Source organism: Arthrobacter sp. UYP6 (genome assembly GCF_040547315.1).
In the GTDB taxonomy this organism is placed as follows: domain Bacteria; phylum Actinomycetota; class Actinomycetes; order Actinomycetales; family Micrococcaceae; genus Arthrobacter_B.
The window spans coordinates 29,492-54,349 of record NZ_JBEPPM010000006.1 but is presented as its reverse complement, the minus strand read 5'-3'; the positions used below and the strand labels follow the sequence as shown (position 1 = coordinate 54,349).

Sequence of the window (24,858 nt, the reverse complement as noted above, 5' to 3'; positions counted from 1 at the left end):
AAATGTGACGAATGAACCACCCCTGCCACTTCTTTTTACTTGGGTCTCACCAGCATCGGCTATATTTAGGGCAGGCAACCCTTACTTGGCCGATCAGATCCAGTGACGCCCGAGGCACGTCGCCCGCCCCGTGCCCAACCGCAACGATTCAGGTCCCCCATGTCCACCACGCATGACCACCGCTCCACGTCCCCGGCGCTTCCGGGCACCGCTGCGGGTGAGAGACCCGCTCCGGCAATGAGCGGAGAGGACCTGGTGCTCCGGTATGGCACAACCCTTGTGGTGCAGGGGGTCTCGCTGACACTGGAGGCCGGACGCGTCACCGCGCTGGTAGGCCCGAACGGCAGCGGAAAGTCGACCCTGCTTCGTTCGCTGGCACGGCTGCACCGCATTGATGATGGCACCGTGAGGCTCGGCGCCGGACCGGGGAAACCTCTCCGCGAGGTCTCCCTGCTCAGCGCGCGGCAGTTCGCCCGTGAAGTCACGCTGTTTGCCCAGTCACGGCCAGCACCGCAGGGGCTGACGGTGCGTGAGGTGGTTGCCTTCGGCCGCCATCCGTACCGGCGCGGATTCGCCGGCCTCTCCGCCGCGGACCGCACCGCCATTGACCGCGCGCTGCGGGCCACCGGCGTCCGCGACATGTCCCAGCGCCCGGTCGGAGAGCTGTCCGGTGGCGAGGTCCAGCGCGTCTGGCTCGCTGCCTGCGTTGCGCAGGAGACCGGCGTCGTCCTGCTGGACGAGCCCACCAACCACCTTGACCTCCGCTACCAGATCGAGACGCTGGACCTGGTGCGGGACCTCGTGGATGACCACGGAGTTGCCGTCGGCATTGTGCTGCACGACCTTGACCACGCCGCCCGCATTGCGGACCACCTGCTCCTGCTGTCGGAGGGCCGCATCCACGCCGCCGGCAGCCCGATTGACGTACTGACCGCCGCGAACATCAGCGCGGTGTACGAGATTTCCGTGGAGGTCGCCCTCGACCCGCGGACCAACCACCTGCGTATCGACCCCGTTGGCCGTCACGCCAACCGCACCGCAACCCGAGTTCCTGCTCCGCCCCGGAGCACCACCCGAGAGGACCACCCATGATCCGTTCCCGCACCTTCGCAGGCACAGCGGCGACACTTGCCATTGCTGCGCTTGCCCTCAGCGCCTGCGGCACCACCGAAGTCAGCGAAGCCGCCGACGTCGCCGCCGCAACCTCCGAGAGCTGCTCCGCTGACACGACCAGCACCTCAACCGGCGCAGTCTCGATGACCGACGGCGTTGGCCGTACGGTGGAGCTCGAGAAGCCTGCCGAGCGCATCGCGGTGCTGGAGTGGCAGCAGATCGAGGACGCCCTCACGCTGTGCATCACTCCGGTGGCCGTCTCCGACGCCGAGGGCTACGGCACGTACGTCAGCGCCGAGACCATTCCGGAGGGTGTTGCCGACGTCGGCACGCGAGGTGAGCCGGATCTGGACGCGCTCTACGCGGCCGACCCCGACCTCATCATCATCGAGGCCTACACCGCTGAGGACGAACTGATCGCACAGCTTGAGGAGCGCGGCGTTCCCGTGCTGGCAACCGTCGGGGCAGACGGCGCCGACCCGATCGGCAACATGAAGAACGTCTTCAACATGATCGCCGAGGCGACCGGGCGCACCGACCGTGCCGCCGAAGTCCTGGACGGGTTCAATGCGCACCTCGCCGCGGCGAAGGAGAAGGTCCAGTCCGTTGACCTGCCCACCACCGATTTCCTCTTCTTCGACGGATGGATGGAGGGCGGCAACGTAGTGATCCGCCCGTACGGCGAGGGCGCGCTCTTCACCGCACTGGGCGAGCAGCTGGGCCTCACCGCGGCCTGGACCGACGAAATCGACGCGTCCTACGGCAGCGGCGGCGTCGATCCCTCCTACGGTCTCGGCCAGACCGATATCGAAGGCCTCACCGCCGTCGGCAACGCCACCTTCTTCTATTCCGCCGATGAGGGCGCGGACGGGTACGTCAGCGAGTTCGAGAAGAGCCCGATCTGGACCGCCCTCCCCGCCGTGAAGGAAGACCGCGCACACGCGTTCCCGGCCGGAGTCTGGGGTGCCGGCGGCCCGCTGTCCAACCAGCAAGCCATCGACGCGTACGTCGACATCATCACCGCGCAGGATTGAGCACCTCCACCCGATCAGCATCACCCCGCACCGCGGACGGGCAGCAGGGATTTCCTGACACCCGCCTCCGCAGCGGGGCCGGCGGGGCGGCCGTTCTGGCCGCCCTGCTGGTTTCCGTTGTCCTCGTGGGCATGTGGCATCTAACCCAGGGCACGTCCGGGGTGGGCATGCTGGATCTGGTGCGCCTGGCCGGCGGCGCCCGGGAAGACATTGGCGGCGTGCCGGTCAGCGACATCCTGACCGGTTCCCGGCTGCCGCGTCTGCTCGCCGGAGTGGCGGTCGGCTTTGCCCTCGGCGTCGCCGGTGCGCTGCTGCAGTCGATTTCCCGGAACACCCTGGCCTCCCCGGACACCCTCGCGGTGACGGCCGGGTCCTACTTCGCACTCACCGCCGTTGCGGCCTTTGGCCTGGCCGTTCCGCTGTGGGCCTCCGGCGGGGTCGCCTTTGTAGGCGGACTGCTTGCCGCCGCACTGGTGCTCGGCCTCGTCGGCACCTCCGCAGGCTCGGGCACCACACGGCTCATCCTCGCCGGGTCCGCCACCGCGATGGCACTCGACGCAGCCACCGCGATGCTCCTGATCCTCTTTAAGGAGAACACCACCGGCCTCTTCGCCTGGGGCAGCGGCTCCCTCGCGCAGCTGAACCTCGACGCCTCAGTGCGCGCCGCACCCGTGATCATTGCCGCGCTCGCGGCCGCCCTGCTGCTGGCACGCCGGCTGGATGTGCTCGGTCTCGGCGACGACACCGCCTTCTCCCTTGGCGTTCCGCTCCGCTCGACCCGGGTGATCGCGGTGGTCGCCGCCGTCGTCCTCACCGCCATCTCCGTGACGCTCGCCGGCCCGATTGCCTTTGTCGGTCTCGGTGCTCCGGTCCTCGCACGCCTGCTCGCCAGCAGGCTTCCGGTGCTGAACCGCCACATTTTCCTGATTCCGGTGTCCGGCCTCCTCGGAGCACTGCTGATCCTGCTGGCCGACGCCGGCCTGCGGGCTCTCCTCGGTGCCGAGGGTGCTTCATCCATTCCCACCGGCATCCCCACTGCGCTGCTCGGCGCAGTGGTCATCGTGATCCTCGCCCTTCGGCTGCGGGACTCGGGACCGGTCCGGCAGCCTCCGCAGGCACGCGGCGGGCTGCGGACCCGGCGCCGTTTCCTGCTCGTGCTGGCGGTGGCCGCCGTGCTGCTCGCCGCCGCGGCCATAGCGGGACTGCTCGCCGGCAGCCTGTGGCTTCGCACCGGCGACGTGGCACTGTGGCTGAACGGCACGGCCCCCGACCTGATTGGGCGGGCCCTCGACGACCGGACACCGCGTGTCCTCGCCGCGCTGCTGGCCGGTGCCGCGCTCGGGCTGGCCGGCTGCGTGGTGCAGAGCACGGTGCGCAACCCGCTCGCCGAACCCGGCATCCTCGGCATCACCGCCGGCGCCGGGCTTGGCGCGGTACTTGTAGTCACCATGCTCGGCGGCGGCCGGCCGCTCCTGGTCCTCATGGCGGTGCTGATGGGGCTCGCCACCTTCGGCTTCATCGCCCTGCTGTCCTGGCGAGGCGGGTTCCTGCCGGATCGTTTCGTCCTGATCGGCATTGGCTGCGGCTATGGACTGAGCGCGCTGACGACCTTTTTCCTGCTGCGCGCCGATCCGTGGAACACCCCGCGGATCCTCACCTGGCTCTCCGGCACCACGTACGGGCGGACGCTGCCCGACGTCGTGCCGGTGGCGATCGCGCTCCTCATCGCGGTACCGCTGCTGTTCGGTCTGCGGCGGCAGCTGGACCTCCTCGCGGTCGATGAGGACACCCCGCGCATCCTTGGCGTGCGGCTGGAGCGGACACGGCTCGGGGTGCTGGCGATCGCTGCCGTGCTGGCAGCGCTCAGCGTGGTGGCGATCGGAGCGGTGGGCTTTGTCGGGCTGGTGGCACCCCATCTCGCGCGGGCCCTCATCGGAGCCCGGCACGGGCGGATCATCCCGGTGTCCATGCTGCTTGGTGCCCTGCTGGTCTGCGTGGCGGACACCCTGGGCCGCACGCTCATTGCCCCGGCTCAGATTCCCGCCGGGCTGATGATTGCTCTGATCGGCGCGCCGTACTTCGTGTGGCTGCTGCGGCGTTCGCGCTAGAGACCGCCTTCGGAACCCTAGGGCAGGAACCCCTGGATTACGTGATGGATGAGTTCCGGCCGTTCAGCGAGCAGGCCGTGCGATGCGCCCGGCACGATGCACAGCTGTGCGCCCGGAATCGATGCGGCGATCAGGAGGCTGTGATCGGGCCGGATGGAGTCCCGGTCCCCGGCCATGATGAGCACGGGCGCGGTGATGCGTGCCAGATCCGCGGGCTTGATGTCCGGCTCCGTGGTCCAGAGGCGGAACAGCTTGTCGAGAACGACGTCGGCATGCCCGGGGCCGTTCGGTGACAGCCGCTCGTAGTGCTGGCGTTCCACATCGGGTTTGTCGGGTTCGTTGGGAGCGGGTTCGCCGCCGGCGCCGTCGACGTCTTGTGCGGGAACACGGTGTGCGGGCGTGAGGACGAGCTTCTGATGTTCGTCACCGGTGCTGAACGCGGAGGGATCAAGGTTGGCGCTGATGGCGGTAACGGAGCGGACGCGCTGCGGATGCTCGAGGGCGAGCAGCAGGCCCAGGATGGCGCCGTCGCTGTAACCGATGACGTGCACCGACTCGAGTTCCTGGAGATCAAGGTACGCGATCGTGTCGGCGAGACCGCGGGCGTAACTGTACTCCTCATTGATGTCGGCGGACCGGCCGTGGCCGGGGCGCTCGAACGCGTGCACCAGATAGCCCGGGAGCAGGGAATCGGACAGCGCCCGCATGGACTCCAGCGAGCAGAAACCGCCGTGGAGCAGCAGAACCGGGTCGCCGTTACCGTGGACCTCCGCATAGAGGTCCACATTGTTGATACGCAGATACGTCATCAGTTCGGCATACCTCCCTGTTCCGTTTTTCACTGTTTCTGACCTCGTGCGCCAGCGCCACCATCTTTTCACGGCTGCAGCGGAACTGACGGCCGCCGGACCAGGCTTCTCCTCCACAGCGCCCGGGGAACCTCTGCTTATCCCCAATGCCTCGATGCGCCGCAGCGTCTCTGCCCAGGGTGCGGGAGTCTCTCGGTATGAGTGAAGATCAGCTGTGGGTGCCGTCCTCCCGGCCCCGGAAGGACCGCCAGATGCGTCCGGCGGCGCATTTCCCCGGGGACCGGTTGCGGGCACCGTCCCGGTTCAGGGTGCGGACGGGCGCGGGATCGGCTCCAGGCCAGTCGGCTGCACATGTCCCGGGCGCTCCGCCCCCGGTAATCCTCATCAGTGCATCCCAGCGGCTCCAGGATGAGGTGGCCAGGATAGCGGCGGCGGCCGGTGTGGATTTGGAAGTGACGACGGACGCGGAGGCAGCATATAACCGAGAGTCCGGGGTGCTGCTTCTGGGCAGCGATCTGGCCGCTGCGGGCCTGGGAATCCGTATGCCGCAGAGCAGGCCGGGGCTGCGCAGGCCGGAGACTATCCTGGTGGGCACCGCGGAGGACACCGATCTGTGGCAGGAGGCAGCCCGGTTGGAAGCGGCGCGGGTTGCCGTGCTTCCGGCAGCCTCCGGGTGGCTGGCGGAGTACCTGGGCCGACGGCGAGACCGAACCCCGGGCTTTGTTCTGGGGGTTATGGGCGGCAGCGGAGGAGCAGGGGCGTCCACCCTCTCGTGCTGGCTTGCCCACGAAGCAGCCGAGCGCCGGATGGAAACCCTGCTGGTGGACGGAGATCCCTGCGGCGGCGGACTGGACGCCAGCCTGGGAAGCAGCGAAGTTCCCGGAGTGCGCTGGCCTGATCTGGCGGACGTCCGCGGCACCCTGAACCCGGTGCAGCTTCTGTCCGCGCTTCCCCAGGTGTCGGGTTTCGCGCTGCTCTCCGGCGGAGCCGGCGCCGGCGGCAGCGAGGCCGGCCCCTGGCCCGCCGGCCCGCAGGATCCTGCTGAAGATCCTGGATCGGAGAGTATTTTGGCGGTCATGGACGCCGCCCGGGAGGCCTTCGCCCTCACCATTGTGGACTGCGCCCGGCAGCTGTCCAGCCAGCTGCTGCTCTCCTGCGATGCGCTGCTGCTGGTGGTTCCGGGACGGCTGCGGCCTGTGCTCGCGGCCAGGTCGATGAGCCGTAGCCTGGGCGCCGCCGTGCCCAAGGCCGCCGTGGTCCGCGGACCGTTGGGTGACGGACTGGATGATGCCCGAGCCGCTGACGCCGCAGGGCTGACCTTGGCCGGCTATCTGCCCGCCGCCCGCCGTTTGGAGCATGCCGAGGCCCGCGGTCTCCTGCTTGAACGCGGCCGCAGCCGGAGCATCCGGCGGGTGACCGGGCAGCTGGTGGAACGGTTTGCCACCGAGTTACCCGAGCCGGCTGCCGCCATACGAAGGCCGCTGTGATGAGCGGCGAAAGGGGGCGCCGCGCCGCCGCCCTGCCTGCGGAGGTGCCCCGCGCCGGCGATTCGCCAATGGTCCGGGAGGTCCGCCGGAGGATGCTGGACGGCGGCGAGCCCGTCACGCCCGCGCGGCTGGCGGCTGCAGTGCACTCCAGCGGGCGGCTGCTGGGTGCCGAAGGGGCGCTGCGCGCAGTGGACCGGGTGCAGGCGGAGCTGCAGGGGCTGGGGCCGCTGCAGGAACTGGCGCTGCTGCCCGGCATCAGCGACATCCTGGTGAACGGCCCGGACCGGGTCTGGGTGGACAGCGGGCACGGGCTGGAACTGACCGGGCTGCGGTTCGGTTCCGACGCTGAGGTTCAGGGGCTTGCGGCCCGGCTGATTGCCGCGGGCGGACGGCGGCTGGACGACTCCAACCCCTGCGTGGACGTGCAGCTGCGCGGTTACCGCGTGCACGCGGTGCTCCGCCCGGTCTCCACCGGCTCCACTTTGCTTTCCATCCGGATCCGGCGCACCCTGACCTTCACGCTGGAGGAACTGCAGGCCGGTGGAACCGTGGACCAGGAGAGCGCCGCGGTGCTCCGGCGCATCATCGCGTCCCGCCTGAACTTCCTGATCAGCGGGGCCACCGGAACGGGGAAGACCACCCTGCTCTCGACCCTGCTGTCGCTGAGCAAACCGCACGAACGGCTGGTGCTTGTGGAGGACGCCGCCGAGCTGGATCCCCGCCACCCGCATGTCGTGGGGCTGCAGAGCCGGCACGGAAACGTAGAGGGAGCCGGCTCCGTGGATCAGGCCGAACTGGTCCGGCAGGCGTTGCGGATGCGGCCGGACCGGCTGATTGTGGGGGAATGCCGCGGCGCCGAGGTCCGCGAACTGCTGGCCGCCATGAACACCGGACATGACGGTGCCGGCGGCACGATTCACGCCAACTCCGCTGCCAGCGTTCCCGCAAGGCTGGCAGCCCTCGGGGCGCTCGCCGGTATGAGCGGCACTGCAGTCAACTTGCAGGCAGCCAGCGCCCTGGACGTGGTGGTGCATCTGGCCCGTGATGACTCCGGCCGCCGGGTCGCGGAAATCGCCGTGGTCACGGCATCGGCTGACGGCCGGCTACTGGCAGTTCCGGCGCTGCTGCCGTTGCTGCCCACCGGTGCAGCCGGCCGGCAGGGCGAAGGGTGGGAGGCGCTCCAGCACCTGATTGCCGATGCCGGGGAAGAGCCGGCACCGTTCCGCCCGGCCTCCCACGGGACGTACGGGGTTGGCACCGGGGCGCTGGAAACTCACGCCTCGTGACCGGTATCTCGATTGCGGTGCTGCTCGGGCTATCCGTGGTGCTGCTGCTGCCTGCTTCCCGGACACCGGCGCAGCTTTCACCACCGTTCGGGTGCCGGTTCCCGGGGCCGGGAGGGGCCGGAAACAGGCAGCAGCCCCGGCAGCTCCTACGCCGATTTCGGCGATTCCGTCCCGATCCGGCCCTGCAGGACATGCCGCTGCTGATCCATCAGCTCACCGGCCTCCTGGCGGCAGGCCGGGCACCCCACCAGCTCTGGGCCGACGCCGCAGCCCTGCAGACCGGGAACGGAGCGGAATCCAGCAGTTCGTTGTCTGCCCGGTTGCTGCCGGTGCTGGAGGCCGCTGCACAGGCCGCGTCCCTGGGGCTCAGCCCCGTGCCGGTTTTCCAGGCCGCCGCGCAGGACGGTGCAGAAGTGAAGAAGCCGCGCAAGGGCAGGCGCACTGCCGACGCACCACTGCCCGGGCTGTGGACCGAGCTTGCTGCCTGTGTGAGCGTGTCCGAGCGCAGCGGAGCACCGCTGGCCGGGGTCCTTGGACGGTATGCCGCTGCGCTCGAGGTCGGTCTGGACAACCAGGCGGCGCGGGAGACCGCGATGGCCGGACCGCAGGCAACGGTCCGGCTGCTGACCTGGCTGCCGGCGGGAGGGATGGGCCTGGGGTATCTGTTGGGAGCCGATCCCGTGGGCATACTGCTGGGGAGCCCGGTCGGCTGGCTGGCAGGGGCAGCAGGTGTGGTGTTGGCGCTGATTGGCCGAGTCTGGTCACGCGCCTTGGTACGTCAGGCAGCGGGCACCTGATGGCAGGAGCGCTGGTGGCCGTCCTGCTTGCCGCAGCTTTCCTGCTGCTTTTGGGGCCGGGATGGAACACAGCACCGGTACCGGTGCCTGCCGGTGGCTTCGGCGACCGGCGGGCACCGGGCCACCCTACTGTTCAGCGTGCCGGCATCCAGGATCCGGCGCTGATGCTGGATCTGACGGCCGCCATGCTGGAAGCCGGCCAGCCGCTGCTTCAGGCGCTTGCTGTGTTGGCCGATGTGGTGGATGCGGAAACTTCAGCGTGCCTGCGCCGGGTGCAGGCAGCACTGGAACTGGGTGCTTCCTGGTCCGCGGCGTGGGAACTGGCAGCACCGGGTCACGGCGGGTTGACCAACCCTGCAATGCACCTGCGCGAAGCACTGAGATTTGCGGCCACCACCGGGGCTCCGTCTGCTGCCGTTCTAGTGGCGGAGGCGGCACAAATTCGGCGCCGCCGCTCCCGGGAAGCAGAACGCCGTGCCGCGGCGCTGGGGGTCCGGCTCGTGGTTCCGCTGGGGCTGTGCGCGCTGCCGGCCTTTGTGGCCCTGACAGTAGTGCCGCTTCTGCTCTCCCTGCTGCCGTCCTTTCCTTGACACAGTGCTTGGCAACAGTGTGCTCGGCCGCGATGCTGCTCATCCTCCACAACCGACTCGGCCGCGGGAGTTATCCGGAACAGCGGCCTTGTTCCTTTTGCCCGTCAGGGAGCCGGTGAAAAATCGAATCACCGCCTCAAGAGAGGTGATGTTATTGCTGTCAGTCATCACATCAGGAGGAACCATGCCAGGCCTCAGCAGATCAGTTATCACCGCCCAGCGCGGCCGCAGCTACACGGGTGCGCCGGTCTTTGGAACGGAGGAAAACACGGGGAACAGGGCCGTCGGGGACCATGGGCGGGGCCAGGGAATGGGTACGGTGACCGTTCTCTACTCCGAGCCACCGGAGAGTATGCAGCCGGACCTGCACAACCGTGCGGCCCGCCGCCGAATGAGCTTCAGCGGCAGGGAGGCAGGCATGGCAACCGCCGAGTACGCCATCGCCACGCTGGCGGCCGTTGCCTTTGCCGCCCTGCTGGTTGCCGTGCTGGGAAGCGGAGAAGTGCGTTCCCTGCTCATGGGTCTGATCCGCAGTGCGCTCACCCTCGGGTAGCGGGTGAAGCGGAGGAATCGGCCGGCAGCCTGCTCACGCGGAGCGGTCACCGCCGAACTGGCTGTCGGCCTGCCCGCCGTGGTGCTGCTCCTGGCCGCTGTCTTGACGGGAGTGGCTGCCGGTGCAACCCAGCTGCGGGTGGAAGAGGCCGCGCGTGCGGCGGCACGGGAAATCATGCGGGCGGGCACCGCCGAAGCAGAGGACGCCGCCCGCCGGATCGCCGGACCCGGCGCACGGGTGAGCGTCTCGGCGGACGGCGAGTGGATGCAGATCGAGGTCAGCTCGTCTGTCCCGGCCCCGCTGCTGGATCGGCTGCCGCTCGAATTGACCGCCACTGCAGCGGCCCTTCCGGAGTCCCTGCCCCCGGGGAACTAGAACGCCGGGGAACCAGACAGCTCGGATCTGTGCCAGAAGAGAGGATCAACAAAACGTGCACAACGTGGGAACGGCTACTGCAGCCAGGAGGGGAAGGACCTCGGAACGGGGTGCGGGCACGGTTTTGGTGCTGGGCTGCGGGCTGTTGCTGCTGATTCTGTGCGCGGCCGTTCTGATGCTGCTGCAGACGGCGGTGGCAGCCGGCAGGGCTGCCACCGCCGCTGATCTGGCAGCATTGGCAGCCGCAGACACTGTCCGGGCACTCCGCATCGGAGATCCGTGTTGGGTGGCCGGAGAGGTCGCCGGACGCAACGGGGCCGTGCTGGCAGCATGCACGGTGGACGCCGGAAAGGGGACCGTCCAGGTGGAAACCGAAGTGCCGGTCCCGCTGCTCAATCAGCCGGCCACCGGGCATGCCCGCGCCGGGCCGCCGCCGTGAATGCTGTTCCGGCTTCAGCCCGCCTGCCGGGCCGCCGCCGAGGTTGAGGCTGCGGCTGCGGCCGGATCCGGGTGGTGGCCGGGAGCGGAATCCTTGTCCCGGGCGTTGTCCAGCAGCACCTGCAGCAGGGTCACCGCACCGGCCTTGGACAGCGGATTGTTCTTGTTTCCGCATTTGGGGGACTGGACGCAGGAGGGGCAGCCGCGCTCGCATTCACAGGCCCGGATGGCGTCACGCGTGGCGGTAAGCCACAGCTCGGCGGCTTCATACGCCCGTTCCGCAAAACCGGCACCGCCGGGATGCCCGTCGTAGACAAAAATGGTGGGCTTCTCGGTGTCAGCATGCAGGGCCGTGGAAACGCCGCCGATGTCCCAGCGGTCGGAGGTCGCGATCAGCGGCAGCATCCCGATGGAGGCATGCTCGGCGGCGTGAAGTGCTCCGGGGAAGTCCGCCGGAATCAGTCCCGCCCCGGTGAGCAGGTGCTCGTCAATGACAAACCACACCGCCTTGGTGAACAGTTCCTTGGCCTCAAGCTCCAGGGGTTCCTCGCCCAGGATCTCGTTGGAGATCAGGGCCTTTCGCTGGAAGGAGACCACCTGGGTGGTGACCTTGACGGTACCGAAGCAGACCTGGATCTCGCCCCAGTGCGAGGTCCGCTCGGTCTCAAGCACCTGGATCTGGGTGATGTCGCGGGCCTGGGTGTAGAACTCGGGGTTGCCGCGGGTCACCATGGCGCAGTGGTCCGCCTCATTGAGCTCATCCACCATGAACGTCTGCCCCTGGTGCACGTAGACCGCCCCGGTGTGGGCCTGATACTGGCTCTGTGGCGAATCCATGGTGCCCAGCAGCATCCCGGTGTCGGTCTCCACAATGTTGATCGGCCCGCCGCCGTCCGCCCGCAGGTTCACCATGGCGGCTGCGCTTTCCGAGTGGGTCCAGAACCAGCCCGAGGGCCGGCGGCGCAGGTACCCCTGGTCCACCAGCTGATCCAGCAGCCCGGCAGCGGTGGGGCCAAACAGCTCCCGCTCATCCGGAGTCAGCGGGATTTCAGCGGCCGCCGCGCAGAGATGCGGGCCAAGCACATAGGGATTGGAGGGATCAAAGACGGTGGCTTCCACCGAAATGTCGAAGATCGCCTCCGGATGGTGCACCAGGTACGTGTCAAGGGGATCATCGCTGGCCACAAAAGCCGCCAGCGCATCCTGCCCGGAGCGGCCCGCCCGGCCGATCTGCTGGAACAGGGAAGCCCGGGTCCCGGGCCAGCCAGCCACCAGCACGGCGTCGAGCCCGGAAATATCGATGCCCAGCTCCAGCGCCGAAGTGCTGGAAATCCCCAGCAGCTCGCCGCTGCGCAGCCGCCGTTCCAGTTCACGCCGTTCCTCGGGCAGATACCCCGAGCGGTACGCGGCCACCCGGTCCGGCAGCGAGGGATGCACTTCATCCAGCAGCCGGCGGGTGATGGTGGCAATGGTCTCGGCGCCACGCCGGGACTTGATAAAGGCAATCGTGCGGACCTGGGCGGCCACAAGATTTGCCAGCAGATCGGAGGTCTCGGCAATCACCGTCCGGCGTGAGCGCACCCCGTTTTCACCCTTGAGTTCCGTGAGCTGCGGCTCCCACAGTGCCACGGTGGTGGCGCCGTGCGGTGACGCATCACGGGTGATCGCGGTGACCTCGCCGCCGATCAGCCGCCCAAAGGACTGCGCCGGATCCGCGGAGGTCGCCGAAGCACCGATGAACACCGGATCGGCACCGTAATAACGGCAGATCCGCCGCAGCCGGCGCATAAGATTGGCAACATTGGACCCGAACACACCGCGGTAGCTGTGGGCCTCGTCAATGATCACGTATTTGAGCCGGCGGAAGAACCTCGCCCACCAGGCGTGGTTGGGCAGCACACCGAAATGCAGCATGTCCGGATTGGCCAGCACCAGATTGGCATGGTCCCGGATCCAGCGCCGGGCGCCGGTGTCCGTGTCGCCGTCGTACGTTTGTGCACGCACGGTGGGAAGCGCCAGCGCGTTCACTGCGGAGAGCTGGTCGGCGGCCAGCGCCTTGGTGGGGGCCAGATACAGGGCCACGGACCCGGTGGGCTCGAGGGTGACCCGGTCATCCAGTGCGGTGCGGTGAATCTCGTCCAGCACCGGCAGCAGGTACGCCAGGGACTTTCCGGAGGCCGTACCGGTGGAAATAATGGTGTGCCGTCCGGAGTGTGCGGCTTCAGCGGCTTCGATCTGGTGGCGCCACGGTTCGTGGACGCCCACCGTGGCGTAGGCGGCAACGACGTCGGGATGTGCCCAGTCCGGCCACGGAACCGGAACAGCCTGGCGGGCGGGGATTTCGTGGACATGGACCAGCTGTTCCGGGTCGGCACCGGAGCCGAGCAGGGGGATCAGGGAATCATGTAGGGCCACTGTGACATTCTCCCACCGGCCATCCGGGCCGCCGCCGTCTAACGTGCCCGCTCAGCCACAGGCTGAACCGAACCGGTCAGGCAGCACACGCCAAACGTCCCGGGTTAGAACCGTGGTTCGAACATCACCACGCTGGCCAGGTTCTCCCACCCCAAATACCGGTACAGCTCCAGCCCGTCCGCGGTGGCCACCAGCAGCCCGGCGTCGGCGTCGTGTTCCAGTGCCACCGCTGTCAGAGCGCGCATCACATAGCTGCCCAGCCCCCGGCGGCGGTACGAGGGCTCGGTGACGATGCGGTCATACACCGCGTACCCTTCCACAATGGCGACGCTGCCCCGTGCCGCCGGCTGGCCATCGGCCGTCACAGTCACGGTGCCCACAGGGCCGCTGCGCACCGTTTCCGACTCAAAGCCGTCCAGCGGCAGGGGATCCTCGATGTCCTGCCCGGCCATGTCCAGGGTCATGAAGGCCTCGTCGGCGGACCGGACATTCAGCCCGTACACAAGGGCGGTTCCGCGGGTTTCGTTCACGCGTTCGGTGACGATGGTGAAAAGGCGTCCGTGGCTCATCCGTGCCGAGGAAGCGAGTGCAGCGAACTCGTCATGGGAGGGCTCCAGGGCAAAGTACTCCCAGTCGTTGGTTTTGTCGTGCAGGAACGCCGCCGGGAAACGGCCCTCCCTGCGGGTCTGGTAACCGCGGGCCTGCGCCCAACCGGTGACCCAGGTTTCGAGTAAATCGTCGTTCAGCACTCTCATGAATGAACACTAACGGGGCGGACAGATGAAAGGTATGCGTGCTGATGAAAATCGGGGGCCCGCCCCGGTCTACCCTTGATGAGTGGCTTTGAACCGAATTGCACTGTATTACGCCTTCACGCCCCTCTCCGATCCGGAGGCGGTGCGCCTCTGGCAGCGCGCCCTCTGCGAGAAGCTGGGACTGCGCGGCCGGATCCTGATCTCGCCCGACGGGATCAACGGAACCGTGGGCGGCGAGCTTGGCGCCGTCAAGGCCTATGTGAAGGCGACCCGCGAATATCCGGCGTTCAAGAAAATGGACATCAAGTACTCCGAAGGCGGAGCCGAGGACTTTCCGCGCCTGAGCATCAAGGTCCGCGAGGAAATCGTCAGCTTTGGGGCACCCGGAGAGCTGTTAGTGGACGAGAACGGCGTGGTGGGCGGCGGCACGCACCTGCGGCCGGAAGAACTCCACGAACTGGTGGCGGAGAAGAAGGCCAGCGGCGAGGAAGTGGTCTTCTTTGACGGCAGGAACGCCTTCGAGGCGCAGATCGGCAAGTTCAAGGGAGCTGTGGTGCCCGACGTTGCCACCACCCACGACTTCATCGCCGAACTGGATTCGGGCAAGTACGACGACCTCAAGGACAAGCCGGTGGTCACCTACTGCACCGGCGGTATCCGCTGCGAGGTGCTGTCCTCACTGATGGTCAACCGCGGCTTCAAAGAGGTTTACCAGATGCAGGGCGGCATTGTGCGCTACGGCGAAACCTACGGCGACAAGGGGCTCTGGGAAGGCTCCCTGTACGTGTTCGACAAACGGATGCACACGGAGTTCACTGACGGCGCCGCCACCATTGGTCAGTGCGTGCGCTGCGGCGCGCCCACCAGCAAGTTTGAGAACTGCTCCAACCTCTCCTGTCGCAAGCTCACCTTGTACTGCGCGGATTGCGCCGCGGATCCGGCGACCCTGCGCTGCCCGGACGGCTGCACAGACTAGGGAAGCATTCTACTTCGAGACCTTGCCCATGAGTGCCGCGAGCGGGCGCAGGAAGAGAGGTCTGGCCAGGAACCAGGCAACCGCCATGACGGCGAGCGAGAGGACGAACAACCCAAAACCAAGCCAGCCGTCATCATCGCGAGCGGCAAACATGTGGTTAAGATTCCGCCGGGCACCGGTGCACAGCACCAGTACAACATGCATCACCACGAATCCGCTGAATGCGATCATTACCGGAAAGTGGATCCTGCGGGCCAGCTCGATCGGCAGGACCTTGTCCAACGAGCTGTTCGCCTTGGGCCAGGCCGGACTCATCCGGAGCCCGGTGGCTGCTGCCAGCGGTGCCGCGATAAAGATGATGGAGAAGTACGCGAGCACCTGAAGGGCGTTGTAGTTGACCCAGCCGTTCTCGATCGGCCAGTCCAGAGAGGCGTACTGCAGCGCAGTGCTCACCGCGTTGGGAAAGATGTCCCAGCTGGTGGGAACAACACGCATCCACGCACCGGTGACGAAGAGCAGTACTGCGAATACCAGCCCGTTGAGCAGCCACAGTGCATCAAGGCTCAGGTGAAACCACAGTTCGAGGCTGATCTTGGCGGGTTTGTTTCTGGTCCGGATCAGGCCGGTGTTCTTTCGCGTCCAGAATGCCTTGGGTCGTGCAGTTGTTCGGACCAGCCAGCCCGAGCGGATGATCAGCAGGATGAAAAACGCATTGAGGAAGTGCTGCCAGCCAAGCCACGCCGGCAAGCCTGCCGCGGCGTTTTCCGGCAGCGGGCTGTGGCCGGGATAATCAAGCAGGAAAGCCTGCACCGGGTCCTGCCCGCGGATCCACTTGGCGAGAAGCACAACCGCGGTCAAGGCCACTACGGTGATGATGATCCACTTGGCGAGCGTCATCCATTTGTTGGGTTCGGTCTTGGCCGCAGGGCCCGGGCTTGTCAGCAAAGGCATATCCCTCTCCTTTAGGCGCTGGCGCCGGCGGTGCGGCGTTCCAGGACGGCCGCTGTGAGCTGCGGCAGGATGGTGAACAGATCACCAACTATCCCGAAGTCTGCGATTTCGAAGATCGGCGCGGTCTCGTCCTCGTTGATTGCGACAATGCGATTGGCGGTCTGCATGCCTGCCCGGTGCTGGATCGCACCGGAGATTCCAACAGCAATATAGAGTTCCGGAGATACGCTGACACCGGTCTGGCCGACCTGATGACTCTGCGGGACATACCCGGCGTCCACGGCTGCGCGTGAAGCGCCCAACCCCGCACCCAGGGCCTCAGCCAGTTCATCGACTAGAGCAAAGTTCTCCTTGGAGCCGAGCCCGCGGCCTCCGGAGACCACAATCCGTGCAGAGCGCAATTCCGGACGTGATGAGCCGGATACCCGGGGGCAGGTTGACTCGATGGCTGCGGCCGCGCCGGTGGAAACCTCCAATGCCCTGATCCTGCTCTCCGGTTCATCATTGGAAGGCAGAGTGTCAGAGCCTCCGGAGCTAACGGTGATCAGAGCAATGCCGGCCCCGACGGCGGATTCCGTGGTGTAAGTGCCGCCGAAAACGGCATGCGTGGCAATGACGCGGCTATCCTCCCGGCGCAGGTCCAGCGCCTCAAGGATGACCGGGTTGGAGGTGCGTGCGGACAGGCGGCCAATGGTCTCGCGGGCATCGGCGCTGTTGGAAGCGAGAACGGCGAGCGGCTCGTACGCAAGGAGTGCGTCATCGAGCGCAGCCACGGACGCAGCGGCGACGTGGCTGGCAGCTGCCGGCGTCTCAGCGATGAAGACCGTGCCGGCACCCAAAGCGCCCAGTTCGGCAATGAGTTCAGCGCTGTTGCCCGGTGCGACCGCGACAACAGCTATGGGGTTTCCCAGTACCCGGGCCATGGCCAGCAGATGGCCGTTGCCTGCCCGTACGGATCCATCCCCGGCCAGTTCAATGTTTACCAGAATGTTGGTCATGAGAGGTCTTCCTTCAGATCAGGTTTTCGGTCGCGAGGTACGAGGCCAGCAGGGTAGCTGCGCTGCCGTCGTCCACGATCTTGGTCCCGGCGGTCCGGGAGGGGCGCGCTGTGGCGTTGAGCACGATATTTCCGGCCTGGTGTTTGATCGGGGAAAGTCCGAGCTCATCGGCGCTGTGGACCGCGACGGGTTTGCGCTTAGCCGTCATGATGCCCTTGAACTTGGGAAAGCGTGCCTCGCCGGAGCGTTCGGTGACGGAAATTACCGCGGGAAACGGGGATGTAATGATTTGGGTCCCATCCGTGTTTTCCCGTTCCCCGCGGATGACGGCGCCGCTGAATTCCACGGAGTTCAGCGGGCCCAGGAAGGGGAGTCGGAGCAGCTCGGCCACCATGGCTGGGACCACGCCGCCGCGCCCGTCTGTGGATTCGTTACCAGCGATAACTAAGTCGAAACCCTGGCCATGCAGGCAGACAGCCAGAGCGCGGGCCGTGGTGAGTGCGTCGGCACCCGCTAGCACGTCGTCGGTGACGTGAATCGCAGAATCGGCGCCCATGGAGAGGGCTTTACGCAGTGCTTCGGTGGACGTTCCCGGGCCCATGGTCACCACCACAATTTCTACGCCCTTTTCTGCGTCCTTGCTGCGCAGAGCGACTTCGAGCGCGCGTTCGGTGATTTCGTCTGCGACGCGGTTACCGAGGCTGCGGTCAACTGATCCGCTGGCGGTGAGGTGCCGGTCTTCCTCAGTATCCGGGACCTGCTTGATGAGTACTGCAATTTTCATGGTTATCTACTCTCTGCCGTTGACGACGCTAAGCCGTTGCCGTTTCGGATTCTTGAATTTCCTCCGCTGGGGCTGCACCACGCCGGATATATGTGCCGCGGTCAAGCACTACTGTGTCTTTGACCCGAACCTGAAAGAGAGCACCGGTTTCGGTCAGCCAGATGCTGGTAGTCAGTTCATCGCCCGGGATTACAGGGGAGGCAAAGCGGACGCTAAGCGATCCGAAGACATCAGGATCGGAATTTGAAATGCGTTCCATTAAGGTGCGTGCCGCAAATCCCATGGTGCACAGCCCGTGCAGGATCGGTTGGTCAAAGCCGACCTTGGCCGCAACCGCTGGGTCCGAGTGCAACGGATTCCGGTCCCCATTGAGGCGATAAATCAGGGCCTGGTCCAGTGAGGTTTTTTGGATGTCAACATAATCCGCGGGTCGGTCGGGTACTTCCCATGTGTCCCGGGGTGCCGGCCCGGAACCGAAGCCGCCCTCTCCGCGGATAATCATTGAGGTGACGGAAGTGGCCACGGGCTCCCTCGTATGTACATCGAGCAACTGGGTGGTGAGGTCGATGATGGCATTTTTACCCTTGTCATGGACGGCGCTCATGAAGCTGAGAGGAATCACCGTGCCGGAGGCAGCGAGGGTGCGGTGCAAGGTGATGCTCTGCCCGCCGTGCAGGATCTGTGACAGTTTGAAGTCTCCGAGCTGTTCCATGGACCCGCCCGAGCCTCCGAGCACGACTGCGAAAGTCGGCAGCACACTCTGCTCAACCCCGCGGGAATTTTCGGTGGTAAAGGCAAGGTTCCTTACCTGGTCACGTGCCCCTGCGCCGACGCTCAAGGCGTAGAGGATTGCATCCTTCGAGTCCCAGGAGACAGGGACCCCCTCGGTGACGCTCCCGATGTTCTGTCCATAGATCGCCATGGCGTTTCCTCTTTTCCGAGGCTCATGAGAGCTCTGTTGCCGTGTGGCCTAGCTGGAGGCGAAAGTGGCGTGAATCACCGCAATACTATAACCAGATTCTAGTTATTGTCTATGGCAGCGCTGGCAGCCTTGAATGGATGTACCGGAACCTTGTTTCCGGGTCGACCCAGGGTGCCGCGGCGGATATCGCGTTCCGCTGCAGTTTCCGGAATCCACTGCACAGGATTGCGACGCATCATGAGTGCCACCGCCACGGAAAGCGCTGCAAAGATGAACACGAAAATAAAGGTGGAGCTAATGCCTTCCTGCGCAACAAGTGTGGTTGCCGGGTCCTGGTAGCTGGCCAAAATGTATGCGCCAATGGCAGTAGCGGTGGACTGGCCTACATTGCGGACCATAGTGTTTGTTCCCGCTGTTTCAGAGGTGTGCGTTGCCGGCACCGCCTCGATGAGGACATTCGGCAGGGCGCCGTAGGTGAGCGAGATTCCGATGCCGTTCAGGCCCATGGCAATGACAAACACCGCCACATTGCCGAAGGTGAGCAGGATCAGCGGTATGACTAGTGCCATCAGTGACAACCCGGTGATGAAGACCGCACGTGCGCCGTACCGGAAAGCAAGCTTTCCGCCCAGCGGAGAGAAGAAATAGCCAATCATTGCGGTGGCGCAGCTAAAGACGCCGGCAGCGGTAGCAGTGAAACCCAGCCCAAAACCTAGCGAGGACGGATACTGCATGATCATTTGCGAAGGAACGGCCACGCCGCCGATGGGGCCTATTGCGGCGAGCATTGTCGCGGTCATGACCAGGGCGATCTGGCGGTTCTTGAACATCCGCAGGTTCACGATCGGGGATTCTACGCGCAGCTCCCACCAGATCCACACCGCAGCAACGGCGATGCCCATGCCAATCAAGCCAATGAACTGCGTCGAGCCGAAACCGGTTTTTGAACTGCTGGAGAGCCCCAGCAGGATGGCGCTTACGGCCACCGGCAGCAGGACTGAGCCAAGGTAATCCGGCTTCTCCTTGCTGGCCCCCACATTGTCACGTGGAATGACGAACTGGATACTGACGGCGGCAATGATTGCCAGTACCGCGGCGAAGGCGAAGATTCCGTGCCAGGAATAGACATCAATCATGAGTCCTGCGATCAGGGCCCCGCCGGCACCGGCGATGAGTGCCGATGCACCGATCATCGAGACACCCACTGGAATCTGTTTTTCGTTAAGGTGCTCGCGTGCCAGGCCGAAGGCCAGTCCCATCACTGCGCCCGCGACACCTTGGATTGCGCGGCCCAAAATGATCATGCCTAACGAACCCCCCAGCAGCGAAACAAGCGAGCCGATTCCGGCGATGATCAGGACTACAACCATGACCTTCCGCCGGCCGTACATATCACCAAAACGTCCACCCATGACTCCGGCCGAGGCTGAGACCAGCAGGTAGGCAGTGACAACCCAAGCGACGGTATTCGCATCGACCTGAAAATCCTTGATCAGGGTCGGCAGCGTGACGTACATCATTGAAAGTTCAAAGGCTGAGACGATCTCGGCCAGAATCAGAACTGCCACAATCGGGGCGAATCCTGGACGCTTGAGTATCCGTGTGCTGGAGGACATCTTTGTCCTGCCTTTCGTGTGAAGGAACGCGGCGCCGTGAGAAGGAAGAATCAAACGGCGGTGGAGCAGGCAGCTTCGGAAGAGAGGATCAGCCGTTTCCGTAGGCCACTGATTTGGTCCAGAAAAACTCCTCGAGTCCCTCCAGGCCGCCCTCGTTGCCGTTGCCGGAATGGCCGATGCCGCCGAAGGGGCGTTCAGCCACCGCATTTGGCGCACCATTGACGACCACTTCACCGGTTTCCAAAGCCTCAGCAAGCCTGATGGCCCTGCGGGCATCTCCGGTCCAGACATAGCCGGAAAGTCCGTAGTCAGTGCTGTTGGCCAGAGCCACGGCCTCGGCTTCATCGCTGAAGCGGGTGATTGCCAGCACCGGTCCGAAAACCTCTTTCTGTGCCAGTTCGCTGGCGGGATCGACGTCGGCCAGAACAGTGGGCGGGTAGAAGAAGCCGCCAGCTAAATCGCCGGCGAGCCGCTGCCCCCCGGTTATCAAATGTGCGCCCTGTTCCTGCGCCCGAGAGACCATCGAATCGATGCGGTCGATTGCTGCCTCATTAATGACCGGCCCGCAAATGGTGTCAGCTTCCTGAGGGTTGCCTACCTTGAAGGATGAGGCGAGGGCGCCGACCGATGCAACGAACGCGTTATAAATCGAGTCCTGGACCAGCAGCCGGGTGGGAAGGGCACAGGCCTGTCCACTCATGATGCCGAAGGCCATGAACGTGGCATGCATGGCCGCTGCCTCGAGATCAGCATCCGCGAAGACTAGATTGGCTGACTTTCCGCCCAGCTCCAGCAGCACCGGTTTGAAGGTTTGTGCGCACGCAGTAGTGATTTTGCGTGCCGTCTCCGGTCCGCCCGTAAAAGTCACCTTTTTGACCAGCTTGTGCTCGACCAGGGCGGCCCCAGCCTCGGCGCCACCGGGAACGATGTTGAGCACACCCTCCGGGATGCCCGCTGCCGTGACCAGATCCGCAAACAGCATGGCGCTAAATGGAGTCAGCTCGCTGGGTTTGACCACCATGGTGTTCCCTGCGGCGAGTGCCGCTGGAACCTTCATGGACAGAGACATCAGGGGTGCGTTCCATGTGATGATTGCACCGATCACCCCATAAGGCTGGCGCAGCGTGTGCCCAAAGGACCCACCTGCACCAGCGACCGAGGTGATCCGGCCCAGTGGGAGCTTGTCAGCCCAGCCAGCGTAGTATCTGATCCATTCCACCGCGGCGCTCACTGTGGCCTGCGCGGTGGAGCGGGCCGTGCCGTTGTCCGCGATTGCCAACTCGACAAAGTCCCTGGTGTGTTCTTCCACCAGCTGCGCCAGCTTCAGGAGAGCCCGTGACCGGGTTCCGGCGGGAGTCGCTTTCCATAGAGCAAATGCCTCATGCGCGGCATTGACGGCGTCGTCGACGTCGGCGGCACCTGCCAGCGGGATCTGTGCGTCAGGCCGGCCGGTGACGGGATTGACATGATGATGGATGCCAACGCCGGTGTTCCGGGCTTCGCCTCCAATGCGCAGGGTGACTGGCGGCAGGACAAAATCGGTAGTGGCCGCCATGTCAGCTCTCCGGTTCGTAGCGCAGCATGGTGATCCCGGCGTCAGGGTAATCACAAAAGACGGGCTTCACCCGCATACCCACCCGGATGTCATCGTGGGCAACGTTGATAAGTTCAGTGGAAAATTTTGGCCCCTCGTCCCACTGAACCACCGCGAGTACCAGAGCACCCTCGCCCGAGAAGTGCGGGGACACCGGGCGTGTCGACACGGTGTAGGTATAGAGGGTTCCGGCTCCGGAGATCTCACGCCATTCAAGGTCATCAGCCAGAGTTCCGGGAGCCAGCGGACGCGGGTAGAAAATGTATTCCCCCAGAGAGGGAGAGTACTGGATGCGGATTCGATGCTCAGCCAACGCGTCCCAGAAGGGCTTGGTCAGCGGAGTTGGAACCGGCATAGGACGCTGCAGGACAGGTGGGGTATATACAGTGCTCATGGTGTTGCTCCTATTCGCCTTCGAGGATCAGTGCTGTTTGCTCGCTCATGATGCCGCCGTTGCCGGTCACAAAGGCCCGGTTGCAGTCTGTGACCTGCGCTTCTCCGGCGCGGCCCATGATTTGGCGCACTCCGTCGATCACGTGATGCATGCCACCGGCAATTCCCGCCTGGCCGAAGGAAAGTTGTCCTCCGGCGGTGTTCATCGGGAAATCCCCGCGGAAGGTTAGATCATGGTCGTTGACGAACTGCATGCCCTTGCCCTTCTCCGCAAAGCCGGCATCCTCAAGGCTCATCAGTACGGTGATGGAATAGCAGTCGTAGATGGAAACCATGTCCACCTCGCTGCGTTCAATGCCTGCCATCGAGAAGGCCTGGTCTGCCGCGTGAATCATCGGCGAGTACATCAGGTCTTTTGCATAGGTTGGGGTTTTGTAGGGAACCCGTTCCCCGAAGCCCTTGATCCATACGGGGCGGTTCTTGGACTTGGCGACAAGATCCTTGTTCCCGATGACAATTGCCGCCCCGCCCTGGCATGGCATGACGATTTCAAGCATGTGCAGCGGGTCGGCGACCATGGGGGAGGCCAGCACATCCTCGATGGTGATGGGCTTGCCGTGGAACACAGCATCCGGGGTGGAGCAGGCATTTGTGCGTTGATCCACTGCGATCTTCGCCATGGCTCGTTCGTCGTAGCCGAATTCGTAACCGTAACGCTTTGCGATCTGGCCGTAGGGACCGTTTTGTCCCAAGTTGCCATAGGGGATCTCAAATTCGGCCTGCGGTGAGCCGTAGGCGTTGGAGGAGGCGCCGAAATACATCTTGTCGTCCATCACGAAGGGTCGGCGTGAATCGGTCGGCACATCGTGTGTGCCGGGGAACGTGACGAGCACGGCGTCGCACAGTCCGAGCTCCACCGCCGCTGCTGCACGCCAGACCGCGGCAGCGGAACCTGCTCCGCCGAGATCGACGATTTCCGCAAAGTTTGCGTTGATGCCCAGGTATTCCGTGATGGTGGAGGGCACAAACATGCTGGCCTCCCCGATCAGTGGAGTCACGATGCCGTTGATATCAGCAGCGTCCAGTCCGGCGTCGTCCAATGCTGCTTTGGATAGTCTGGCCCACTGCTCCAGGTTGAAGGTTTTTTCCCGCGCGAGCTTACGTTCGGGCGGCAGTTCGAAATAGCCAAGGATCGCGGCTTCTCCACGAAGTCCCATAGGTTTCTTCTCCTCATGATTGTTGATGTGCGCGAGGTGTCCGTGGCCTGTTTTTAGGTGCACGGAACCAGGGCTGGTTACTTGGTAGCTGCCGTGTTGCGCCTGCAGTGGCAGCGGAATTAGCCGTCTGTGACGGGAAGCCGGGTATGCAGCGCGGAAATCCGAATCCCCAGCTCGGGGTGGAATGAGCCCGAAGCGAGCATTTTCAGTAGCCCGGCAAACTCCGGTTCCGCCCGCTTGTGATTCTCCGGGACGGTCCCAAGGGCTTTGAGGCCGGATACTCCGGCGGAGCTGGTGGTTTCCTGCAGAACCAGATCAGCTCCCGCCTGCCATCTGAAGACGCTGACTGGTGGGTCACCCGATTTGACGGGAAGGTCAATACGAACCGCGCCGAGGACGTCCTGTAGCATCCTCGCTGCGAGCTGCAGATTCAGGACCTGCCCGAAGACAACGGGCAGCCCGGCCTGCGGGGTATCAGCTTCCTCCCATGGACAGGCAGCGTTGAGCCCGCTGCTCTCCTCTGTGAGCTGCTCCGGTGACCGCGGGGTCTGGACCAGCTGGGCAAGGAAGCCAAGGCCTGTGTCGCGAGGATGCAGGAATGCCTCCCGCCATAGCGGGTGTTCGGTATTGACCAGAATGGGTTCGACTCCGGCCTTCTGTGCCCCTTCGATGGCAGCATGGATATTGTGCACCTTAAAGGTGATGTGATGCGGAGCCGCATTCCCGCCGTTGCCGGAGAGGAAACGCTGGACGAAGGAGTCGGGCGAGCGGCCTGGTTCCAGCAGTTCCAGCCGCATGTCCTCTGCCAGGGTCAGCTGACAGGGATTGAAAGCAGAAGTTGTGAACCCGCTTGCAAAGCGGGTCCCCAACTCTCGATGCAGCATCTCCCCGGCAGGACCCCAAGAGGGAACGGCGAAGGCCACATGGTCCAGTTCGTGGGCGCTCATGAGAGGACCCGGGGTGATGGGTGAGCTAGTGGTCCGCTGCGTCGACCTGTTCCAGCCGCAACCCGATCATCGCCACAAAACGGTCCAGAATGCGCTGGGCTTCCGCCATGGTCTTGTTGCCGACCAACAGCCGAGCAACCAGATCCATGAGGACGGCCCAGACCATGGCAGTGATATCCGCTGCTTCGTCCGGCGGTAGTGCCGAAAAGTCTGCATGAATCGGCTCTTCGAGTACCAGACCAAGCTGATGCATGAGATCCGAAACATCCGGATCGGAGGAGGTGCGCAGCATGAAAATTGCGTTGTAAAAGTTGGGCTGTTTCTCGAAAGCTGCGAGGGCTGTCCTCAGCCGTTGGGCAACACGCTCGGTGGTGCCCAAATTTTCCGCCCAGATCTGGTCCGCGGAGCTGAACGGGACGCTCCAGTCGTAGACGACGTTTGCGTAGAGGTGTTCCTTGGAGGTGAAATAACGGTACAGCGTTCCCAACGCAACGTTCGCCTCGGATGCCACATCTCGAATTTGGATCGATTCGTAGTCGCTGCCGCGAAGCAAGGTCTTGGCAGCATCCAAAATCCGCTGCCGTCGCTCCACCTGGTATGCGGGCAGCGCGATAGTTTCGCGCGTCAATTGCCGAACCATCGTTTGCCTCCTGCTCCGGGACCCAGTGAAGAGCCAAAGATATCACCGCCTCTCCGGACG

The 24,858-nt window shown here is 65.0% G+C and carries 24 protein-coding genes; 11 read left to right on the top strand and 13 right to left on the bottom strand.

The annotated features are described in order from the left end of the window. The first annotated feature begins 159 nt into the window (after positions 1-159). From ABIB35_RS06770 to ABIB35_RS06760, 3 genes are read left to right on the top strand one after another with little or no spacing between them, the layout of a single operon-like run. Entirely contained in the window at positions 160-1,092 is a 933-nt protein-coding gene (locus ABIB35_RS06770) for an ABC transporter ATP-binding protein (RefSeq protein ID WP_502915742.1), read from the top strand. Next, complete coding sequence (locus tag ABIB35_RS06765) at positions 1,089-2,147, top strand: iron-siderophore ABC transporter substrate-binding protein (RefSeq protein WP_354179974.1); 1,059 nt, start codon at positions 1,089-1,091, stop codon at positions 2,145-2,147. The genes ABIB35_RS06770 and ABIB35_RS06765 overlap by 4 nt, the downstream gene beginning before the upstream one ends. Then, on the top strand, positions 2,144-4,255 hold the full coding sequence (locus ABIB35_RS06760; RefSeq protein WP_354179972.1) for an iron ABC transporter permease: 2,112 nt from the start codon (positions 2,144-2,146) through the stop codon (positions 4,253-4,255). The genes ABIB35_RS06765 and ABIB35_RS06760 overlap by 4 nt, the downstream gene beginning before the upstream one ends. A 17-nt stretch (positions 4,256-4,272) precedes the next feature. On the opposite strand, the gene ABIB35_RS06755 is transcribed toward ABIB35_RS06760, so the two are convergent. Next, positions 4,273-5,097: an alpha/beta fold hydrolase gene (locus ABIB35_RS06755; protein ID WP_354179970.1), complete on the bottom strand. Its 825-nt coding sequence runs from the start codon at positions 5,095-5,097 to the stop codon at positions 4,273-4,275. 164 nt (positions 5,098-5,261) lie between these two features. On the opposite strand from ABIB35_RS06755, the gene ssd reads away from it, so the two are divergent. The 7 genes from ssd (at position 5,262) to ABIB35_RS06720 (ending at position 10,591) form a co-directional block, all read left to right on the top strand. Next, a complete protein-coding gene (ssd, locus tag ABIB35_RS06750) occupies positions 5,262-6,551 on the top strand; it encodes a septum site-determining protein Ssd (protein ID WP_354179968.1) in 1,290 nt (429 codons plus the stop codon). Then, a complete protein-coding gene (locus ABIB35_RS06745) occupies positions 6,551-7,837 on the top strand; it encodes a TadA family conjugal transfer-associated ATPase (RefSeq protein ID WP_502915741.1) in 1,287 nt (428 codons plus the stop codon). The genes ssd and ABIB35_RS06745 overlap by 1 nt, the downstream gene beginning before the upstream one ends. Further along, positions 7,834-8,634, top strand: a complete 801-nt coding sequence (locus ABIB35_RS06740; RefSeq protein ID WP_354179967.1) for a type II secretion system F family protein — start codon at positions 7,834-7,836, stop codon at positions 8,632-8,634. Before ABIB35_RS06745 ends, ABIB35_RS06740 begins: the two co-directional genes overlap by 4 nt. Further along, on the top strand, positions 8,634-9,224 hold the full coding sequence (locus tag ABIB35_RS06735; protein ID WP_354179965.1) for a type II secretion system F family protein: 591 nt from the start codon (positions 8,634-8,636) through the stop codon (positions 9,222-9,224). The genes ABIB35_RS06740 and ABIB35_RS06735 overlap by 1 nt, the downstream gene beginning before the upstream one ends. A gap of 184 nt (positions 9,225-9,408) precedes the next feature. Then, a complete protein-coding gene (locus ABIB35_RS06730; protein WP_354179963.1) occupies positions 9,409-9,777 on the top strand; it encodes a DUF4244 domain-containing protein in 369 nt (122 codons plus the stop codon). Positions 9,778-9,780: 3 nt separating this feature from the next. Beyond that, the gene (locus tag ABIB35_RS06725) at positions 9,781-10,152 is read left to right on the top strand and encodes a TadE family type IV pilus minor pilin (RefSeq protein ID WP_354179961.1); all 372 of its coding nucleotides are present in this window, start codon (positions 9,781-9,783) and stop codon (positions 10,150-10,152) included. 55 nt (positions 10,153-10,207) lie between these two features. Further along, positions 10,208-10,591, top strand: coding sequence for an Rv3654c family TadE-like protein (locus ABIB35_RS06720; RefSeq protein ID WP_354179960.1), 384 nt, complete (start codon positions 10,208-10,210; stop codon positions 10,589-10,591). A 14-nt stretch (positions 10,592-10,605) separates the two neighbouring features. Here ABIB35_RS06720 and ABIB35_RS06715 read toward each other — a convergent pair whose 3' ends face one another. Beyond that, entirely contained in the window at positions 10,606-13,005 is a 2,400-nt protein-coding gene (locus tag ABIB35_RS06715) for a DEAD/DEAH box helicase (RefSeq protein WP_354179958.1), read from the bottom strand. A gap of 104 nt (positions 13,006-13,109) precedes the next feature. Next, complete coding sequence (locus tag ABIB35_RS06710) at positions 13,110-13,760, bottom strand: GNAT family N-acetyltransferase (protein ID WP_354179956.1); 651 nt, start codon at positions 13,758-13,760, stop codon at positions 13,110-13,112. Between the two features lie 82 nt (positions 13,761-13,842). Here ABIB35_RS06710 and trhO point away from each other — a divergent pair, with 82 nt between their 5' ends. Next, on the top strand, positions 13,843-14,736 hold the full coding sequence (gene trhO, locus ABIB35_RS06705) for an oxygen-dependent tRNA uridine(34) hydroxylase TrhO (RefSeq protein ID WP_354179954.1): 894 nt from the start codon (positions 13,843-13,845) through the stop codon (positions 14,734-14,736). Between the two features lie 9 nt (positions 14,737-14,745). On the opposite strand, the gene ABIB35_RS06700 is transcribed toward trhO, so the two are convergent. The 10 genes from ABIB35_RS06700 to ABIB35_RS06655 all read right to left on the bottom strand — a co-directional run bounded on the left by ABIB35_RS06700 (position 14,746) and on the right by ABIB35_RS06655 (position 24,786). Further along, a complete protein-coding gene (locus ABIB35_RS06700) occupies positions 14,746-15,633 on the bottom strand; it encodes a cytochrome b/b6 domain-containing protein (protein WP_354180147.1) in 888 nt (295 codons plus the stop codon). Positions 15,634-15,698: 65 nt separating this feature from the next. Further along, positions 15,699-16,685, bottom strand: coding sequence for an electron transfer flavoprotein subunit alpha/FixB family protein (locus ABIB35_RS06695; protein WP_354179952.1), 987 nt, complete (start codon positions 16,683-16,685; stop codon positions 15,699-15,701). Between the two features lie 13 nt (positions 16,686-16,698). Then, positions 16,699-17,469, bottom strand: a complete 771-nt coding sequence (locus ABIB35_RS06690; protein WP_354179950.1) for an electron transfer flavoprotein subunit beta/FixA family protein — start codon at positions 17,467-17,469, stop codon at positions 16,699-16,701. A 28-nt stretch (positions 17,470-17,497) separates the two neighbouring features. Next, positions 17,498-18,391 carry a MaoC/PaaZ C-terminal domain-containing protein gene (locus ABIB35_RS06685; RefSeq protein ID WP_354179948.1) on the bottom strand — a complete coding sequence of 298 codons (894 nt, stop codon included), beginning with the start codon at positions 18,389-18,391 and terminating at the stop codon, positions 17,498-17,500. 98 nt (positions 18,392-18,489) lie between these two features. After that, the gene (locus ABIB35_RS06680; RefSeq protein ID WP_354179946.1) at positions 18,490-19,959 is read right to left on the bottom strand and encodes an MFS transporter; all 1,470 of its coding nucleotides are present in this window, start codon (positions 19,957-19,959) and stop codon (positions 18,490-18,492) included. A 136-nt stretch (positions 19,960-20,095) separates the two neighbouring features. Continuing rightward, on the bottom strand, positions 20,096-21,562 hold the full coding sequence (locus tag ABIB35_RS06675; protein WP_354179944.1) for an aldehyde dehydrogenase family protein: 1,467 nt from the start codon (positions 21,560-21,562) through the stop codon (positions 20,096-20,098). Position 21,563: 1 nt separating this feature from the next. Then, entirely contained in the window at positions 21,564-21,995 is a 432-nt protein-coding gene (locus tag ABIB35_RS06670; protein WP_354179942.1) for a Zn-ribbon domain-containing OB-fold protein, read from the bottom strand. A gap of 10 nt (positions 21,996-22,005) precedes the next feature. Continuing rightward, on the bottom strand, positions 22,006-23,211 hold the full coding sequence (locus ABIB35_RS06665) for a thiolase family protein (protein WP_354179940.1): 1,206 nt from the start codon (positions 23,209-23,211) through the stop codon (positions 22,006-22,008). A 119-nt stretch (positions 23,212-23,330) separates the two neighbouring features. After that, complete coding sequence (locus ABIB35_RS06660; RefSeq protein WP_354179938.1) at positions 23,331-24,158, bottom strand: VOC family protein; 828 nt, start codon at positions 24,156-24,158, stop codon at positions 23,331-23,333. 25 nt (positions 24,159-24,183) lie between these two features. After that, a complete protein-coding gene (locus ABIB35_RS06655; RefSeq protein ID WP_354179936.1) occupies positions 24,184-24,786 on the bottom strand; it encodes a TetR/AcrR family transcriptional regulator in 603 nt (200 codons plus the stop codon). Positions 24,787-24,858: the final 72 nt, after the last annotated feature.

Excerpts from the sequence above, each read along its gene's own strand:
- ABIB35_RS06670 (WP_354179942.1), bottom strand. The coding sequence starts at position 21,995 with ATGAGCACTGTATATACCCCACCTGTCCTGCAGCGTCCTATGCCGGTT.
- ABIB35_RS06765 (WP_354179974.1), top strand. The coding sequence starts at position 1,089 with ATGATCCGTTCCCGCACCTTCGCAGGCACAGCGGCGACACTTGCCATT.
- ABIB35_RS06660 (WP_354179938.1), bottom strand. The coding sequence starts at position 24,158 with ATGAGCGCCCACGAACTGGACCATGTGGCCTTCGCCGTTCCCTCTTGG.
- ssd (WP_354179968.1), top strand. The coding sequence starts at position 5,262 with ATGAGTGAAGATCAGCTGTGGGTGCCGTCCTCCCGGCCCCGGAAGGAC.
- ABIB35_RS06675 (WP_354179944.1), bottom strand. The coding sequence starts at position 21,562 with ATGGCGGCCACTACCGATTTTGTCCTGCCGCCAGTCACCCTGCGCATT.
- ABIB35_RS06700 (WP_354180147.1), bottom strand. The coding sequence starts at position 15,633 with ATGACGCTCGCCAAGTGGATCATCATCACCGTAGTGGCCTTGACCGCG.
- ABIB35_RS06665 (WP_354179940.1), bottom strand. The coding sequence starts at position 23,211 with ATGGGACTTCGTGGAGAAGCCGCGATCCTTGGCTATTTCGAACTGCCG.
- ABIB35_RS06695 (WP_354179952.1), bottom strand. The coding sequence starts at position 16,685 with ATGACCAACATTCTGGTAAACATTGAACTGGCCGGGGATGGATCCGTA.
- ABIB35_RS06770 (WP_502915742.1), top strand. The coding sequence starts at position 160 with ATGTCCACCACGCATGACCACCGCTCCACGTCCCCGGCGCTTCCGGGC.
- ABIB35_RS06735 (WP_354179965.1), top strand. The coding sequence starts at position 8,634 with ATGGCAGGAGCGCTGGTGGCCGTCCTGCTTGCCGCAGCTTTCCTGCTG.
- ABIB35_RS06685 (WP_354179948.1), bottom strand. The coding sequence starts at position 18,391 with ATGGCGATCTATGGACAGAACATCGGGAGCGTCACCGAGGGGGTCCCT.
- ABIB35_RS06690 (WP_354179950.1), bottom strand. The coding sequence starts at position 17,469 with ATGAAAATTGCAGTACTCATCAAGCAGGTCCCGGATACTGAGGAAGAC.
- ABIB35_RS06730 (WP_354179963.1), top strand. The coding sequence starts at position 9,409 with ATGCCAGGCCTCAGCAGATCAGTTATCACCGCCCAGCGCGGCCGCAGC.
- ABIB35_RS06710 (WP_354179956.1), bottom strand. The coding sequence starts at position 13,760 with ATGAGAGTGCTGAACGACGATTTACTCGAAACCTGGGTCACCGGTTGG.
- ABIB35_RS06745 (WP_502915741.1), top strand. The coding sequence starts at position 6,551 with ATGAGCGGCGAAAGGGGGCGCCGCGCCGCCGCCCTGCCTGCGGAGGTG.